Below are 18851 nucleotides of genomic sequence, written 5' to 3'. Positions count from 1 at the left end.
TATTGCTCTTTGAAAACTGAACAAAACAAAGCGCCAACGTTAAAATTTAAGTGAGCACACACTATTAAAAAAGCAAATGAGCAAGTCAAACATTTCTTCGGAGAGTTTGATCCTGGCTCAGGACGAACGCTGGCGGCGTGCCTAATACATGCAAGTCGAGCGAATCGATGGGAGCTTGCTCCCTGAGATTAGCGGCGGACGGGTGAGTAACACGTGGGCAACCTGCCTATAAGACTGGGATAACTTCGGGAAACCGGAGCTAATACCGGATAGGTTCTTTTCTCGCATGAGAGAAGATGGAAAGACGGTTTACGCTGTCACTTATAGATGGGCCCGCGGCGCATTAGCTAGTTGGTGAGGTAATGGCTCACCAAGGCGACGATGCGTAGCCGACCTGAGAGGGTGATCGGCCACACTGGGACTGAGACACGGCCCAGACTCCTACGGGAGGCAGCAGTAGGGAATCTTCCGCAATGGACGAAAGTCTGACGGAGCAACGCCGCGTGAACGAAGAAGGCCTTCGGGTCGTAAAGTTCTGTTGTTAGGGAAGAACAAGTACCAGAGTAACTGCTGGTACCTTGACGGTACCTAACCAGAAAGCCACGGCTAACTACGTGCCAGCAGCCGCGGTAATACGTAGGTGGCAAGCGTTGTCCGGAATTATTGGGCGTAAAGCGCGCGCAGGTGGTTCCTTAAGTCTGATGTGAAAGCCCACGGCTCAACCGTGGAGGGTCATTGGAAACTGGGGAACTTGAGTGCAGAAGAGGAAAGTGGAATTCCAAGTGTAGCGGTGAAATGCGTAGAGATTTGGAGGAACACCAGTGGCGAAGGCGACTTTCTGGTCTGTAACTGACACTGAGGCGCGAAAGCGTGGGGAGCAAACAGGATTAGATACCCTGGTAGTCCACGCCGTAAACGATGAGTGCTAAGTGTTAGAGGGTTTCCGCCCTTTAGTGCTGCAGCTAACGCATTAAGCACTCCGCCTGGGGAGTACGGCCGCAAGGCTGAAACTCAAAGGAATTGACGGGGGCCCGCACAAGCGGTGGAGCATGTGGTTTAATTCGAAGCAACGCGAAGAACCTTACCAGGTCTTGACATCCTCTGACAACCCTAGAGATAGGGCTTTCCCCTTCGGGGGACAGAGTGACAGGTGGTGCATGGTTGTCGTCAGCTCGTGTCGTGAGATGTTGGGTTAAGTCCCGCAACGAGCGCAACCCTTGATCTTAGTTGCCAGCATTCAGTTGGGCACTCTAAGGTGACTGCCGGTGACAAACCGGAGGAAGGTGGGGATGACGTCAAATCATCATGCCCCTTATGACCTGGGCTACACACGTGCTACAATGGATGGTACAAAGGGCTGCAAACCTGCGAAGGTAAGCGAATCCCATAAAGCCATTCTCAGTTCGGATTGTAGGCTGCAACTCGCCTACATGAAGCCGGAATCGCTAGTAATCGCGGATCAGCATGCCGCGGTGAATACGTTCCCGGGCCTTGTACACACCGCCCGTCACACCACGAGAGTTTGTAACACCCGAAGTCGGTGAGGTAACCTTTATGGAGCCAGCCGCCTAAGGTGGGACAGATGATTGGGGTGAAGTCGTAACAAGGTAGCCGTATCGGAAGGTGCGGCTGGATCACCTCCTTTCTAAGGATAATTACGAGAGCGCTTTTGTTTTGTTCAGTTTTGAATGAGTAATTCATTCAAATAGGAAAGACAAACATCACGATGTGATGGATTCTTTCTGCTTTGTTCCTTGAAAACTAGATAATAGATAGAAGGCAATTAATTTTTTTCAAAGCATCTGTAAGATCTTTTTTAACGGTTAAGTTAGAAAGGGCGCACGGTGGATGCCTTGGCACTAGGAGCCGATGAAGGACGGGACTAACACCGATATGCTTCGGGGAGCTGTAAGTAAGCTTTGATCCGGAGATTTCCGAATGGGGAAACCCACTGTTCGTAATGGAACAGTATCTTTACCTGAATACATAGGGTACTGAAGGCAGACCCGGGGAACTGAAACATCTAAGTACCCGGAGGAAGAGAAAGCAAATGCGATTTCCTGAGTAGCGGCGAGCGAAACGGAATTAGCCCAAACCAAGAGGCTTGCCTCTTGGGGTTGTAGGACACTCAATATGGAGTTACAAAGGAACGGGGTAAATGAAGTGATCTGGAAAGGTCCGTCAAAGAAGGTAAAAACCCTGTAGTTGAAACTTCGTTCCCTCCTGAGTGGATCCTGAGTACGGCGGGACACGAGAAATCCCGTCGGAAGCAGGGAGGACCATCTCCCAAGGCTAAATACTCCCTAGTGACCGATAGTGAACCAGTACCGTGAGGGAAAGGTGAAAAGCACCCCGGAAGGGGAGTGAAATAGATCCTGAAACCGTGTGCCTACAAGTAGTCAAAGCCCGTTAATGGGTAATGGCGTGCCTTTTGTAGAATGAACCGGCGAGTTACGATTTCATGCAAGGTTAAGTTGATAAGACGGAGCCGCAGCGAAAGCGAGTCTGAATAGGGCGAATGAGTATGAGGTCGTAGACCCGAAACCAGGTGATCTACCCATGTCCAGGGTGAAGTTCAGGTAACACTGAATGGAGGCCCGAACCCACGCACGTTGAAAAGTGCGGGGATGAGGTGTGGGTAGCGGAGAAATTCCAATCGAACCTGGAGATAGCTGGTTCTCTCCGAAATAGCTTTAGGGCTAGCCTCAAGATGAGAGTATTGGAGGTAGAGCACTGATTGGACTAGGGGCCCCCAACGGGTTACCGAATTCAGTCAAACTCCGAATGCCAAATACTTATTCTTGGGAGTCAGACTGCGAGTGATAAGATCCGTAGTCGAAAGGGAAACAGCCCAGACCACCAGCTAAGGTCCCAAAGTATACGTTAAGTGGAAAAGGATGTGGAGTTGCTTAGACAACCAGGATGTTGGCTCAGAAGCAGCCACCATTTAAAGAGTGCGTAATAGCTCACTGGTCGAGTGACTCCGCGCCGAAAATGTACCGGGGCTAAACGTATCACCGAAGCTGTGGATTGACACCGTATGGTGTCGATGGTAGGAGAGCGTTCTAAGGGCGTTGAAGTCAGACCGGAAGGACTGGTGGAGCGCTTAGAAGTGAGAATGCCGGTATGAGTAGCGAAAGAAGGGTGAGAATCCCTTCCACCGAATGCCTAAGGTTTCCTGAGGAAGGCTCGTCCGCTCAGGGTTAGTCGGGACCTAAGCCGAGGCCGAAAGGCGTAGGCGATGGACAACAGGTTGATATTCCTGTACCACCTATACATCGTTTGAACGATGGGGGGACGCAGAAGGATAGGGTAAGCGCGCTGTTGGATATGCGCGTCCAAGCAGTTAGGCCGGAAACGAGGCAAATCCCGTTTCCATTAAGGCGGAGCTGTGATGGCGAGGGAAATATAGTACCGAAGTTCCTGATTCCACGCTGCCAAGAAAAGCCTCTAGTGAGATGTAAGGTGCCCGTACCGCAAACCGACACAGGTAGGCGAGGAGAGAATCCTAAGGTGTGCGAGAGAACTCTCGTTAAGGAACTCGGCAAAATGACCCCGTAACTTCGGGAGAAGGGGTGCTTTTTAGGGTGAATAGCCCAGAAAAGCCGCAGTGAATAGGCCCAGGCGACTGTTTAGCAAAAACACAGGTCTCTGCGAAGCCGCAAGGCGAAGTATAGGGGCTGACACCTGCCCGGTGCTGGAAGGTTAAGGGGAGAGGTTAGCGCAAGCGAAGCTTTGAACCGAAGCCCCAGTAAACGGCGGCCGTAACTATAACGGTCCTAAGGTAGCGAAATTCCTTGTCGGGTAAGTTCCGACCCGCACGAAAGGTGTAACGATCTGGGCACTGTCTCAACGAGAGACTCGGTGAAATTATAGTACCTGTGAAGATGCAGGTTACCCGCGACAGGACGGAAAGACCCCGTGGAGCTTTACTGCAGCCTGATATTGAATTTTGGTACAGCTTGTACAGGATAGGTAGGAGCCTGAGAAGCCGGAGCGCTAGCTTCGGTGGAGGCGTTGGTGGGATACTACCCTGGCTGTATTGAAATTCTAACCCGCGCCCCTTATCGGGGTGGGAGACAGTGTCAGGTGGGCAGTTTGACTGGGGCGGTCGCCTCCTAAAGAGTAACGGAGGCGCCCAAAGGTTCCCTCAGAATGGTTGGAAATCATTCGTAGAGTGTAAAGGCACAAGGGAGCTTGACTGCGAGACCTACAAGTCGAGCAGGGACGAAAGTCGGGCTTAGTGATCCGGTGGTTCCGCATGGAAGGGCCATCGCTCAACGGATAAAAGCTACCCCGGGGATAACAGGCTTATCTCCCCCAAGAGTCCACATCGACGGGGAGGTTTGGCACCTCGATGTCGGCTCATCGCATCCTGGGGCTGTAGTCGGTCCCAAGGGTTGGGCTGTTCGCCCATTAAAGCGGTACGCGAGCTGGGTTCAGAACGTCGTGAGACAGTTCGGTCCCTATCCGTCGCGGGCGCAGGAAATTTGAGAGGAGCTGTCCTTAGTACGAGAGGACCGGGATGGACGCACCGCTGGTGTACCAGTTGTCTTGCCAAAGGCATAGCTGGGTAGCTACGTGCGGACGGGATAAGTGCTGAAAGCATCTAAGCATGAAGCCCCCCTCAAGATGAGATTTCCCATGGCGCAAGCTAGTAAGATCCCTGAAAGATGATCAGGTTGATAGGTCAGAGGTGGAAGCGTGGCGACATGTGGAGCTGACTGATACTAATAGATCGAGGACTTAACCAACGCTTTAAAAAAATGAAATACCTTCTTATTATCTAGTTTTGAAGGAACAACGTTCCTTTCATGTTTGGTGGCGATAGCGAAGAGGTCACACCCGTTCCCATTCCGAACACGGCAGTTAAGCTCTTCAGCGCCGATGGTAGTTGGGGGTTTCCCCCTGTGAGAGTAGGACGCCGCCAAGCCATTTAAAAAGATCAGCCATCCGGCTGGTCTTTTTTGCGTTATGAATCAAAAAGCTTTATAAAAATTATGACGTCCCGTTATTTCTATTATATAGAAGTTGTTATATCACCCTTGAGAAGGGTGATATTGAAAATTGATTCTCATTATATATTTAGAATCGTTTTGATCCTTCCAGAAATGTATAAGCGAGATAGTCTTCCAGCCTTACTTAGACGGGGATATGGTTATTCAATTCGATTGCAAATAACTGGAGAATTGAAATTAAATAAGCAGCAGTACATATATTTTGGCTAAAAAGAAATTTATTCAGAAACTGGTAACTAAAAAAGTGGGGAATACCGAAATTTAAGGAGGTCCTCATAAATGATAAAAAACTTTGTGCCACAGCAAATAAGAATATTCTTCATCTTGTATGAGCAGTAATAAATCCAAGGTATGGCTGAACTTATAAGATAAATGAGATTGAAAATGAGCACTTCGAAATTTAGAAATAAAGAGTATGAGGAATCGCTTTATAGTTATTAATGACCGCTTCGTGAGTTTGACACAATTAAATTAGCGCAGTATAATAATTCAGTAGAACGATATACTAAATAAAGTTAACTAATTAACTTTGGCATAAGTGTAAATTCAATACCTTTTGGATTCAGAAACTAATTGCTCTGAATAATTAGTAGAACGATATACCAAGGAATTGTTGGTAGAACGATGTACTAACATGAACTTAAGATTAGTAGAACGATATACTAGTTATACGTTAGTAGAACGATGTACTAACTGAAGTCGGTTAACCTAATGAAGTTTATTGTTTTTATTTAGCACGTAAATTTGTATTTATGGTATGGGGCAAGGGGGCAGCTTCTGAAAGGCTAAAGAATCAAATTGCATTTCGATAACTTTTTTAATAGGGGTGTGTTTCATGAAAAATCCATTTATAAAAATGGCCACAGGTTTATATATTAGCTATTTTATTTTAGGCATGATCAATATTATCATCGGGTCAAATATGGAGAATTTGTCAAATCAATTAAATACAAGTGCCTCAGGGATAAGTTACTTGGTCTCTGCTATAGGAATCGGTAAGTTAGTTTCCTTGTTTTTCGCCGGTAGACTCTCGGATAAATTAGGTAGGAAACCATTTGTTGTTTCAGCATCTTTTATCTACCTAATCTTCCTCATAGGTATACCTTTGGCTCCTAACTATACATTGGCATTTATATTTGCTGTATGTGCTGGTATTGCAAACTCATTTTTGGATGCTGGTACGTATCCAGCACTTATTGAGGCTTTTCAAAAGAAAGCTGGTTCCGCTACCGTATTAATAAAAGCGTTCGTTTCAGTCGGTGCCGCACTTCTTCCATTTATAATGGCGTTCTTTATGGCTAGAGATATGTTTTACGGGTATACATTCTTCTTAATGGCTGCTGTTTATCTTGTTAATGGATTGTTCCTGCTTAAGGTTTCATTCCCGGATCATAAAGCTCAAAGCCAGGCTCAAGATGATAAACAAGCTGTGCCGGTTCAACACCAATTCCTCTCAAAACCGAAGTTTGCCCAGGAGGGGATAGCCGTCATACTATTAGGCTTCACATCAACTGCTTTATTTATGTTGGTTCAAGTCTGGCTCCCGAACTTTGGACAAGATGTATTGGGGTTAACCCAGGCTAAGGCTGTTCAATTGCTTAGTTACTATAGCATTGGCTCCCTTGTTTCTGTCATTTTACTAGCAGTTCTTTTGAATAAAGTAATTAAGCCAATTACCGTCATGATTATCTATCCGATCATTGCAGCATTATCTTTATTGTCACTCATTTACATCCAACAACCATTTATGACTGTTTTGAGCGCTTTCTTCATTGGGCTTTCAACCGCAGGAGTGTTCCAATTAGCCATGACGATAATAACAGAATTCTTCCCAGCCAATAAAGGGACGATTACTTCATATGTAAACATTGCAGCTAGTTCAGCCTTTATCATTATACCTTTCGTTACAGGTGTCATTTCTAAGAGCGCTGGTTTAACTGCAGTCTTCTTATTTGATGTGGCAATAGCGGTAGTTAGTATCTTATTGGCCGTATTTGTTGCCTATCGATATAAAAAGGTAATTAAGGTTTCCAATTAAACGGTCTAGCCGAACATCAGTGGGGCATGAATCTCCACTGATGATAATGATAAAAGGGGGAAAATCCATGCAAACAATCACTATCAAAGACGTAACGATTGGAGAAGGGGTACCAAAGATCATCGTTCCACTAATGGGGACAACTGAAGAAGAACTGCTTAAAGAAGTTGAAACGGTAAATGCGCTAGAGCCGGATATCATTGAATGGCGAGTAGATGTCTATGAACAAGTTGAAAGCTTAGAAGCCGTTTCGGATATGATTTCTAAACTTAGAAGTGCTGTACCCAATACTTTGCTGCTTTTCACTTTTAGAAGCCATAAAGAAGGCGGGAACAAGGAAATCAGCGATGATTATTATTTCCAACTTATTCATACAGCAATTGGAACGAAGAATATTGATCTTGTCGATGTGGAGTTGTTTTTTGAGGAATCATCAGTGAAGGAGACTGTAAAGATAGCTGAGGAAAATGGCGTATACGTAGTGATGTGTAACCATGATTTCGATAAGACACCAGCAAAAGAAGAAATCATTTACCGATTGCGTAAAATGCAGGAATTTGGCGCTCATATTCCAAAAATCGCTGTAATGCCCCAAACTGTTGGTGACTTACTCGTTTTATTAGATGCAACTTACACGATGAAAACAAAGTATGCCGATCGTCCATTCATTACGATGTCAATGTCGGGCACAGGCCTGGTCAGTCGATTATCAGGTGCGGTGTTTGGATCTGCTTGTACATTCGGTGCCGGAAAAGAAGCATCTGCCCCAGGACAAATTCCTGTTACTCAATTAAGAGATGTATTGGAGATCATTGATCAGAATATTTAACTCATAATTCCTTCCAAGAAGGAATTTATATAAAGTTTTAAAAATCAGGGGGAATAGAACATGGAAAATCTAGGACGAATTAATGGGAAAACAGAATTAGTAGGATTGCTGGCAACACCTATCGGACATTCTTTATCACCTGCCATGCATAATTTAGCTTTTGATAAATTAGGTTTGAATTGCGCCTATTTAGCATTTGAAGTTGGAAATGAACAGTTGGAAGATGCAGTCAAAGGGATGCGTGCATTAAATGTAAAAGGATTTAACGTCTCCATGCCTAATAAAATGAAAATCCTTCCATATCTTGATGAATTGGCAGACAGTGCTAAATTTTCTGGGGCCGTTAATACAGTTGTCAATGTCGATGGAAAATTCGTAGGGCATAGTACCGATGGAATGGGATATACTCGGAACCTAAAAGAACATGGTATAGATATTAAAGGCAAGAAAATGACTCTTATCGGTTCTGGTGGGGCTGCTACTCCAATTGCCATTCAATCTGCGCTGGAAGGTGTGGCGGAAATCAGCATTTTTGCTCGTGATGATGCTTTCTTCCCGCAAGCAGAAGAGAATGTACGAATCATCAATGAAGATATGAAGCACTTAAATGTGAAAGCCAATGTATACCCTCTTGAAAATGTTGAACAATTAAAGGCTGAAATCGCAACTAGTGATATTTTGGCAAATGGAACCGGCGTTGGCATGAAACCACTTGAAGGCTTAAGTGTCATTCAAGACGAATCTATGCTGCGTCCTGATTTAATCGTAACCGATGTTGTTTACATCCCACGTAAATCTAAACTAATGGAACAAGCTGAGGCTGCCGGTGCTACAGCTATTAATGGTCTTGGGATGATGCTTTGGCAAGGTGCATTGGCCTTTGAATTATGGACAGGTCAACAGATGCCTGTTAATTACATCAAAGAGCAATTGTTTGCAGAATAATATGATTTCACTCTGGAGATCATTTTCAAGTTTATCGTAATAGAGGTTTTTTCATACTTGATGTGCATCATCGTTAAATGATTGCATCAAATGAGTGCAGAAACCTCAGAGCTAAGAAATGCAGGGAGTGAAATCTCTTGTTTTTCTTAGCGTTTTTTTTTTTTTTTTTTGAAAAGTGTTTTCATTTAAATGGATAACATATAGGGGAGGCTTTAATGTAATTCCATTTTGCATTAAAGTGTTCTAGGGGAGAAACACAACGTGTTTTATTATAGGGGTGTAATAATGAAAAATCAGTTTTTTAAAGCGGCATCTGGCATGTATATTAACTATTTTCTGCTGGGGATGGTTAATATAATTCTCGCTTCAAACATGTCCTCTTTAACAGAACAATGGGATACGGATTCTACTGGTATTAGTTATCTTATTGCGGCAATAGGAATAGGCAGATTACTCACGTATGGTCTCTCGGGAGTTTTATCAGATAAATTTGGAAGAAAGCCATTGATCATTGTTTCTTCGGTTATAATGGGAGTTTTTTTAATTGGGATTCCATTTTCCCCCACATATGAAATGGCCTTTGCATTTGCTATACTTGCGGGAATTTCCAACTCAGCCATGGATGCTGGTACATATCCGGCGCTAACTGAAATGTTTCCTGAATCTGCTGGTTCCGCCAGTGTTATGGTTAAGGCTTTTGGTTCACTTGGTGCAACCATCCTACCATTCATTATCTTGTTTCTTACTACGAATCAATTATTTTACGGGTTTGCATTTTTATTACCGGCTGTCTTCTATTTCATGAATATGTTTTTTGTGTTGTCCGCTTCATTTCCAAAACGTAAATCCGATGCTGTCAGTAATGAGGAGAATTTGCATATGAACAGGTTCATAACTGAACCTAAATTTTGGAACGAAGGAATCGCGCTAATCATAATTGGGTTTACATCAACTGCGTTATTTACAGTTTCGCAAATCTGGTTACCGAGTTTCGGCCAGGAAGTCGCAGGGATGTCATCTTCAAGTGCAATTAAATTATTGAGCTATTATAGTGTTGGATCACTGATTTCCGTCCTGCTATTATCCATCTTATTAAACAAATGGATTAAGCCAGTGACGGTGATATTGCTTTATCCAATGATTACTTTACTTACGGTAATCATCATATTAACGATTCATTCACCCATTGTCTTAAGTATTAGCTCCTTTTTCCTTGGAGCCTCGACAGCCGGGATATTTCAATTATCCATTGCAATAATGACTGAACTTTTCTGGAGGAAAAAAGGAACTGTAACAGGGATCGTTGCGACGGCATCCAGTTTGGCGAGCGTCATTTTACCAATTGCAACGGGCTTAATCGCTAAGAGTGGGGATATATCGCATATATTTCTTTTCGATTGCTTTATTGCAACTATAGGAATCCTTGCGGCTGCTTTTGTTCATTACCGGTATAAAAAATTGACACAGCACCAGACCATATTTAACCATGGCTAAAAAATAGTGAAGGATTACTTAAAACTCCATCTTCTAGAACTAGGGTGGCGTTTTTTTGGGACTAATGGATATTGGATATAGAAGTATTGGAGTGAGTATTAATCGATGAGATACCCATGTTCCAAAAGCAAGGGTGTAATAATGACAGTAACTATATTATTATTATAGTAAGAACATGATAATAATAAGTACATCAAAAATACATTCAAGATGGTGATTGAACTATGAAACAATCCAAAAAAGGGCGGGTCACGCTGCAACAGGTTGCGAAACATGCTGGGGTATCTACATCCACTGCTTCCCTTATTGTTCGCAATAACCCTCGAATATCGGAAGCGACGCGAAAAAAGGTATTAAAATCCATGCATGAATTGGGTTATGTATACGATAGAATTGCAGCAAACCTAAGGTCGCAGAGTTCGGATACTGTAGGAATCATCATTACCGACATATCAAATACCTTTTTTTCTGAATTTCTGATAGGTGTTCACGATGCATTGGATGAGGTCGGGTATACAGTGTTGCTGGGGACTACATTCGACTCGGTTGCCAAGCAAGACCATCTCCTTTCAACCATGATGGAACATAGGGTGGGAGGCCTGATTCTTTGTCCTGTCTCTGAAAGCTCACAAGATACAATTGAACGGTTAAATGAAATTGACACGCCGATGGTCCTTGCTGTCAGGGAACTGCCTGGAGTGAATAGCGACTATGTAGGCATAGACTATCCAGAAGGAGCCAGGATCGCTGTTGATCATCTCCTTGGAAAGGGGCATAAAAGAATTGCGCTCCTTGGTGGCATCAAGGAATCTTCTACTTGGATCGAGAGAATGGAGGGATATCGTGAAGCTCTTTCAAGAGCGGGATTGGAAGTGGATGAATCGTTGGTGATAGATAGTGCCCCTACTCGGGAGGGAGGGTTGGAGGCTGTTTTGAAAGTACTTGAGAATTCTAATCCGCCTACCGCGATTTTTTGCTTTAGCGACTTAATTGCCTTCGGTGTTATGCAAGGATTAATGATGAAAGGATTTACTCCTGGAAAAGATATAGATATCGTAGGGTTCGATAATGTTCCAGTCGCAGAAATCTATCATCCGCCGCTAACGACCATTTCCTCATTCCCTAGACGTATTGGAAAAGAGGCAGCGAATCTTCTGTATCAGCAAATGGAGAAAATTGAACGTGAACAACAGCGAATCATATTGAATCCAGAACTGATTATTAGAGAGTCTTCCTAAAAAAAGAAAAATAAAAAGGTGATTAGTTTACAGGAGGCTAGGTATCCATACCGCTGTACGCTTTTCATCTTTTCTATTATTCTTTTATTGGGAACATTGATTATATAAAAAAAAGGATGGTCTTACTTAAGCGGTTCATAAATATCCCAGGCCACTTTCAATGAATCGACTATGAACTCTGCCACTTCATCAACATCAAGATCATTGGTATTCACTTTTGAATGATGATAGGAGTATATTTCTTGTCTGGTGTAAAATAGTTCTTCGATTTCCTCAAGGGACCGACTTTGTAAAACAGGTCTACTATCAATAAGTAAGCCAATTCTTTCTTTCCAGTATTCCCAAGATAAGTCCAGATAAAAGACAATGCAATTGGATAAACAGATATTCCGTATATCCTCTTGTAAAAATGCCCCGCCTCCAACAGAAATGATTTTCAATTGTTGTTGACTAAAGCTTTCAATCACACTTTTTTCTTTTTCGCGAAAAGCTTTTTCCCCAAACTTCTTGAATATTTCTGTAGTGGGCATATTGAATTCCTTTTCAATTTCTTGATCTATATCAATAAAGTCCCTATATAATTTCCGTGCTACTTTCTGTCCGATCGTCGTCTTTCCTACCCCCATAAAGCCAATAAAAACGATACTTTGCATCCTCAAAGATGTGTTTTTATTAATCATTTATAAATCCCTCTCCCAACTATTTTTATAATGATTAAAAGTCTCACCTGAAATTTTTAAAATATATTTATTATAGTACAAGAAAGTAAAATTGTAAAAAAATTTTTTAATATTTGGACAATGAAATTCCGTGATTTAGATGTTTATTTTTAAATCAATCTATTTGAAAGGAACAATCATTTTTCAGTATTCGATTTATACATCTAATTATACGTTTCCTCATCTATAACAGGTTGTTATTGCCATTACCTATCACTTGCAAGTTTTATGGATTTTGCCAAAAGCATTACTAGGTAGAAGGGGAATGTGTGTTAAATGGGTCTTTGATTTAATAAAATGGATGGGATCAATGATTTTGTTAGATTATATGTTTTAAGCGGAAGCTAAGGTACGACTGGCGTATTTATTCCTCCATATAATTAATTAAATCATTTAACAAGGAAATGTATGAAATGTGTTGACTTTATAGTGGGAAAGGATTAATATAAATAAGCACCAACTAAGACAAACGAAAAACTTCATCGCTTTTGGCAGATTGCTGAAAGAAATAATAACTATTGACTTCTTACTATGAAAATGATAAGATGAAATGGTCGCTGAAAAACACAGCGGTTTAAAATAAGTTAAAAACTTCGCAGAAGTTGACAACTAATCAATAAGATGTTATGATGAATAAACAGTTGTTCGAAAGAACGATTGTGAAAATTGCTCTTTGAAAACTGAACAAAACAAAGCGCCAACGTTAAATTTTAAGTGAGCACACACTATTAAAAAAGCAAATGAGCAAGTCAAACATTTCTTCGGAGAGTTTGATCCTGGCTCAGGACGAACGCTGGCGGCGTGCCTAATACATGCAAGTCGAGCGAATCGATGGGAGCTTGCTCCCTGAGATTAGCGGCGGACGGGTGAGTAACACGTGGGCAACCTGCCTATAAGACTGGGATAACTTCGGGAAACCGGAGCTAATACCGGATACGTTCTTTTCTCGCATGAGAGAAGATGGAAAGACGGTTTACGCTGTCACTTATAGATGGGCCCGCGGCGCATTAGCTAGTTGGTGAGGTAATGGCTCACCAAGGCGACGATGCGTAGCCGACCTGAGAGGGTGATCGGCCACACTGGGACTGAGACACGGCCCAGACTCCTACGGGAGGCAGCAGTAGGGAATCTTCCGCAATGGACGAAAGTCTGACGGAGCAACGCCGCGTGAACGAAGAAGGCCTTCGGGTCGTAAAGTTCTGTTGTTAGGGAAGAACAAGTACCAGAGTAACTGCTGGTACCTTGACGGTACCTAACCAGAAAGCCACGGCTAACTACGTGCCAGCAGCCGCGGTAATACGTAGGTGGCAAGCGTTGTCCGGAATTATTGGGCGTAAAGCGCGCGCAGGTGGTTCCTTAAGTCTGATGTGAAAGCCCACGGCTCAACCGTGGAGGGTCATTGGAAACTGGGGAACTTGAGTGCAGAAGAGGAAAGTGGAATTCCAAGTGTAGCGGTGAAATGCGTAGAGATTTGGAGGAACACCAGTGGCGAAGGCGACTTTCTGGTCTGTAACTGACACTGAGGCGCGAAAGCGTGGGGAGCAAACAGGATTAGATACCCTGGTAGTCCACGCCGTAAACGATGAGTGCTAAGTGTTAGAGGGTTTCCGCCCTTTAGTGCTGCAGCTAACGCATTAAGCACTCCGCCTGGGGAGTACGGCCGCAAGGCTGAAACTCAAAGGAATTGACGGGGGCCCGCACAAGCGGTGGAGCATGTGGTTTAATTCGAAGCAACGCGAAGAACCTTACCAGGTCTTGACATCCTCTGACAACCCTAGAGATAGGGCTTTCCCCTTCGGGGGACAGAGTGACAGGTGGTGCATGGTTGTCGTCAGCTCGTGTCGTGAGATGTTGGGTTAAGTCCCGCAACGAGCGCAACCCTTGATCTTAGTTGCCAGCATTCAGTTGGGCACTCTAAGGTGACTGCCGGTGACAAACCGGAGGAAGGTGGGGATGACGTCAAATCATCATGCCCCTTATGACCTGGGCTACACACGTGCTACAATGGATGGTACAAAGGGCTGCAAACCTGCGAAGGTAAGCGAATCCCATAAAGCCATTCTCAGTTCGGATTGTAGGCTGCAACTCGCCTACATGAAGCCGGAATCGCTAGTAATCGCGGATCAGCATGCCGCGGTGAATACGTTCCCGGGCCTTGTACACACCGCCCGTCACACCACGAGAGTTTGTAACACCCGAAGTCGGTGAGGTAACCTTTATGGAGCCAGCCGCCTAAGGTGGGACAGATGATTGGGGTGAAGTCGTAACAAGGTAGCCGTATCGGAAGGTGCGGCTGGATCACCTCCTTTCTAAGGATAATTACGAGAGCGCTTTTGTTTTGTTCAGTTTTGAATGAGTAATTCATTCAAATAGGAAAGACAAGCATCACGATGTGATGGATTCTTTCTGCTTTGTTCCTTGAAAACTAGATAATAGATAGAAGGCAATTAATTTTTTTCAAAGCATCTGTAAGATCTTTTTTAACGGTTAAGTTAGAAAGGGCGCACGGTGGATGCCTTGGCACTAGGAGCCGATGAAGGACGGGACTAACACCGATATGCTTCGGGGAGCTGTAAGTAAGCTTTGATCCGGAGATTTCCGAATGGGGAAACCCACTGTTCGTAATGGAACAGTATCTTTACCTGAATACATAGGGTACTGAAGGCAGACCCGGGGAACTGAAACATCTAAGTACCCGGAGGAAGAGAAAGCAAATGCGATTTCCTGAGTAGCGGCGAGCGAAACGGAATTAGCCCAAACCAAGAGGCTTGCCTCTTGGGGTTGTAGGACACTCAACATGGAGTTACAAAGGAACGGGGTAAATGAAGTGATCTGGAAAGGTCCGTCAAAGAAGGTAAAAACCCTGTAGTTGAAACTTCGTTCCCTCCTGAGTGGATCCTGAGTACGGCGGGACACGAGAAATCCCGTCGGAAGCAGGGAGGACCATCTCCCAAGGCTAAATACTCCCTAGTGACCGATAGTGAACCAGTACCGTGAGGGAAAGGTGAAAAGCACCCCGGAAGGGGAGTGAAATAGATCCTGAAACCGTGTGCCTACAAGTAGTCAAAGCCCGTTAATGGGTAATGGCGTGCCTTTTGTAGAATGAACCGGCGAGTTACGATTTCATGCGAGGTTAAGTTGATAAGACGGAGCCGCAGCGAAAGCGAGTCTGAATAGGGCGAATGAGTATGAGGTCGTAGACCCGAAACCAGGTGATCTACCCATGTCCAGGGTGAAGTTCAGGTAACACTGAATGGAGGCCCGAACCCACGCACGTTGAAAAGTGCGGGGATGAGGTGTGGGTAGCGGAGAAATTCCAATCGAACCTGGAGATAGCTGGTTCTCTCCGAAATAGCTTTAGGGCTAGCCTCAAGATGAGAGTATTGGAGGTAGAGCACTGATTGGACTAGGGGCCCCCAACGGGTTACCGAATTCAGTCAAACTCCGAATGCCAAATACTTATTCTTGGGAGTCAGACTGCGAGTGATAAGATCCGTAGTCGAAAGGGAAACAGCCCAGACCACCAGCTAAGGTCCCAAAGTATACGTTAAGTGGAAAAGGATGTGGAGTTGCTTAGACAACCAGGATGTTGGCTCAGAAGCAGCCACCATTTAAAGAGTGCGTAATAGCTCACTGGTCGAGTGACTCCGCGCCGAAAATGTACCGGGGCTAAACGTATCACCGAAGCTGTGGATTGACACCGTATGGTGTCGATGGTAGGAGAGCGTTCTAAGGGCGTTGAAGTCAGACCGGAAGGACTGGTGGAGCGCTTAGAAGTGAGAATGCCGGTATGAGTAGCGAAAGAAGGGTGAGAATCCCTTCCACCGAATGCCTAAGGTTTCCTGAGGAAGGCTCGTCCGCTCAGGGTTAGTCGGGACCTAAGCCGAGGCCGAAAGGCGTAGGCGATGGACAACAGGTTGATATTCCTGTACCACCTATACATCGTTTGAACGATGGGGGGACGCAGAAGGATAGGGTAAGCGCGCTGTTGGATATGCGCGTCCAAGCAGTTAGGCCGGAAACGAGGCAAATCCCGTTTCCATTAAGGCGGAGCTGTGATGGCGAGGGAAATATAGTACCGAAGTTCCTGATTCCACGCTGCCAAGAAAAGCCTCTAGTGAGATGTAAGGTGCCCGTACCGCAAACCGACACAGGTAGGCGAGGAGAGAATCCTAAGGTGTGCGAGAGAACTCTCGTTAAGGAACTCGGCAAAATGACCCCGTAACTTCGGGAGAAGGGGTGCTTTTTAGGGTGAATAGCCCAGAAAAGCCGCAGTGAATAGGCCCAGGCGACTGTTTAGCAAAAACACAGGTCTCTGCGAAGCCGCAAGGCGAAGTATAGGGGCTGACACCTGCCCGGTGCTGGAAGGTTAAGGGGAGAGGTTAGCGCAAGCGAAGCTTTGAACCGAAGCCCCAGTAAACGGCGGCCGTAACTATAACGGTCCTAAGGTAGCGAAATTCCTTGTCGGGTAAGTTCCGACCCGCACGAAAGGTGTAACGATCTGGGCACTGTCTCAACGAGAGACTCGGTGAAATTATAGTACCTGTGAAGATGCAGGTTACCCGCGACAGGACGGAAAGACCCCGTGGAGCTTTACTGCAGCCTGATATTGAATTTTGGTACAGCTTGTACAGGATAGGTAGGAGCCTGAGAAGCCGGAGCGCTAGCTTCGGTGGAGGCGTTGGTGGGATACTACCCTGGCTGTATTGAAATTCTAACCCGCGCCCCTTATCGGGGTGGGAGACAGTGTCAGGTGGGCAGTTTGACTGGGGCGGTCGCCTCCTAAAGAGTAACGGAGGCGCCCAAAGGTTCCCTCAGAATGGTTGGAAATCATTCGTAGAGTGTAAAGGCACAAGGGAGCTTGACTGCGAGACCTACAAGTCGAGCAGGGACGAAAGTCGGGCTTAGTGATCCGGTGGTTCCGCATGGAAGGGCCATCGCTCAACGGATAAAAGCTACCCCGGGGATAACAGGCTTATCTCCCCCAAGAGTCCACATCGACGGGGAGGTTTGGCACCTCGATGTCGGCTCATCGCATCCTGGGGCTGTAGTCGGTCCCAAGGGTTGGGCTGTTCGCCCATTAAAGCGGTACGCGAGCTGGGTTCAGAACGTCGTGAGACAGTTCGGTCCCTATCCGTCGCGGGCGCAGGAAATTTGAGAGGAGCTGTCCTTAGTACGAGAGGACCGGGATGGACGCACCGCTGGTGTACCAGTTGTCTTGCCAAAGGCATAGCTGGGTAGCTACGTGCGGACGGGATAAGTGCTGAAAGCATCTAAGCATGAAGCCCCCCTCAAGATGAGATTTCCCATGGCGCAAGCTAGTAAGATCCCTGAAAGATGATCAGGTTGATAGGTCAGAGGTGGAAGCGTGGCGACATGTGGAGCTGACTGATACTAATAGATCGAGGACTTAACCAACGCTTTAAAAAAATGAAATACCTTCTTATTATCTAGTTTTGAAGGAACAACGTTCCTTTCATGTTTGGTGGCGATAGCGAAGAGGTCACACCCGTTCCCATTCCGAACACGGCAGTTAAGCTCTTCAGCGCCGATGGTAGTTGGGGGTTTCCCCCTGTGAGAGTAGGACGCCGCCAAGCCATTTCAAAGATCAGCCATTCTGGCTGGTCTTTTTTTGTATTTCTATGTTATCAGTTTCAGGGAGAATTAACGCAAATTCGACCTGAAATGAAATAATTAAACCCGCGGAATTCCGACCTAAAGTGAAATAAATCGACCTGCAGCTTATTTAATTCGAACTATCGTTAAATCCTCTCGAATTCTTATATAATCGGTCTCACTTGAATTGAAATAATTCATGAGAGCAATATACGAATATGTACCGATCATGGAGCAGAGGTTAATTTCATGATTCAGGCTATAGTAATTCGAGGGGGAGAAGGGGATGTATAATTTATGAGTGTAGGTGCTTTTACGGAAGACAGGGAATTCATACTCTGAGGAATTATGGAATTTCTATTATAATGTAATCGGTTTTAATGAAATGTATTCTTGTCTTTACTTGTTCTTTTCATTATACTATGAAGAATTTATTGATGATATTTAATGCAAGTTGGATGCTAAAGAAGAAGACAGACAAAATAAAATTATGGAAGGGATCGGTATTGTGAGTAAAAAGAGTAAGGAAAAGTTTGAAGTTATCGAAGGCGAGTCGATCGATGCATGTTTAGATCGAATTAAAGCGGCAGGGTACTTTCCTGTAAGGCGAACGGAAGAGCCTATCTTTGCCGAGAGAATCGAGAATGGCAAAGTCCAATATGTGCCAGTTGATCGAAAAATTGTATTCGAAGCAAAATTAATTGAGTAAAACACGAACGATTAATTAATATCATGTAAAAATATTCGATTTTCACTTGACATTAAATTGGTCGGAAGGTAAGATGAAGTTACATTAATACATCTCATATAATCATGGGGATATGGCCCAAAAGTTTCTACCTGATGACCGTAAATCATCGGACTATGAGAAAAGCATCTGACTATTTCGGAAACTAGCCAAGTCTTTTTGTACTTTTTCAAAAAGGGCTTTCTTTTCCGGACAGGTTGCTTTCT

At 44.7% G+C, this 18851-nt stretch carries 7 protein-coding genes, 6 rRNA genes and 1 riboswitch; of the genes, 12 read left to right on the top strand and 1 reads right to left on the bottom strand.

Features of this window, described 5'->3' with window-relative positions; genetic code table 11:
• Positions 1–94: 94 nt before the first annotated feature.
• The 8 genes from BS1321_RS10390 (at position 95) to BS1321_RS10355 (ending at position 11562) form a co-directional block, all read left to right on the top strand.
• A 16S ribosomal RNA gene (locus BS1321_RS10390) occupies positions 95–1645 on the top strand.
• Between the two features lie 176 nt (positions 1646–1821).
• A 23S ribosomal RNA gene (locus BS1321_RS10385) occupies positions 1822–4754 on the top strand.
• A 63-nt stretch (positions 4755–4817) separates the two neighbouring features.
• Positions 4818–4933: ribosomal RNA gene (rrf, locus tag BS1321_RS10380) — 5S ribosomal RNA — on the top strand.
• The 16S, 23S and 5S rRNA genes sit together here, the layout of an rRNA operon.
• Before the next feature lie 920 nt (positions 4934–5853).
• A complete protein-coding gene (locus BS1321_RS10375) occupies positions 5854–7056 on the top strand; it encodes an MFS transporter (RefSeq protein ID WP_063236544.1) in 1203 nt (400 codons plus the stop codon).
• 67 nt (positions 7057–7123) lie between these two features.
• On the top strand, positions 7124–7885 hold the full coding sequence (aroD, locus tag BS1321_RS10370; protein WP_063236545.1) for a type I 3-dehydroquinate dehydratase: 762 nt from the start codon (positions 7124–7126) through the stop codon (positions 7883–7885).
• A gap of 60 nt (positions 7886–7945) precedes the next feature.
• Positions 7946–8830, top strand: coding sequence for a shikimate dehydrogenase (locus BS1321_RS10365; protein WP_063236546.1), 885 nt, complete (start codon positions 7946–7948; stop codon positions 8828–8830).
• Between the two features lie 285 nt (positions 8831–9115).
• Positions 9116–10324, top strand: coding sequence for an MFS transporter (locus BS1321_RS10360; RefSeq protein WP_063236553.1), 1209 nt, complete (start codon positions 9116–9118; stop codon positions 10322–10324).
• 224 nt (positions 10325–10548) lie between these two features.
• The gene (locus BS1321_RS10355; protein ID WP_063236552.1) at positions 10549–11562 is read left to right on the top strand and encodes a LacI family DNA-binding transcriptional regulator; all 1014 of its coding nucleotides are present in this window, start codon (positions 10549–10551) and stop codon (positions 11560–11562) included.
• A 122-nt stretch (positions 11563–11684) separates the two neighbouring features.
• Here the strand turns inward: BS1321_RS10355 and BS1321_RS10350 are convergent, their stop codons facing one another.
• Entirely contained in the window at positions 11685–12242 is a 558-nt protein-coding gene (locus BS1321_RS10350) for a shikimate kinase (protein WP_063236551.1), read from the bottom strand.
• 797 nt (positions 12243–13039) lie between these two features.
• Between BS1321_RS10350 and BS1321_RS10345 the strand changes: the two genes are divergently transcribed.
• The 4 genes from BS1321_RS10345 to BS1321_RS10330 all read left to right on the top strand — a co-directional run bounded on the left by BS1321_RS10345 (position 13040) and on the right by BS1321_RS10330 (position 18606).
• Positions 13040–14590 (top strand): 16S ribosomal RNA (locus tag BS1321_RS10345).
• A 176-nt stretch (positions 14591–14766) separates the two neighbouring features.
• Positions 14767–17699, top strand: a 23S ribosomal RNA gene (locus BS1321_RS10340).
• A gap of 63 nt (positions 17700–17762) precedes the next feature.
• Positions 17763–17878, top strand: a 5S ribosomal RNA gene (rrf, locus tag BS1321_RS10335).
• A 527-nt stretch (positions 17879–18405) separates the two neighbouring features.
• Positions 18406–18606 carry an NETI motif-containing protein gene (locus tag BS1321_RS10330; protein ID WP_063235770.1) on the top strand — a complete coding sequence of 67 codons (201 nt, stop codon included), beginning with the start codon at positions 18406–18408 and terminating at the stop codon, positions 18604–18606.
• A 74-nt stretch (positions 18607–18680) separates the two neighbouring features.
• Positions 18681–18782, top strand: a riboswitch (purine riboswitch).
• Positions 18783–18851: the final 69 nt, after the last annotated feature.

Source organism: Peribacillus simplex NBRC 15720 = DSM 1321 (assembly GCF_002243645.1).
In the GTDB taxonomy this organism is placed as follows: Bacteria; Bacillota; Bacilli; order Bacillales; family DSM-1321; genus Peribacillus; species Peribacillus simplex.
Note: the sequence above shows the minus strand (reverse complement) of the source record. Positions and strands in the feature narration are given on the sequence as shown.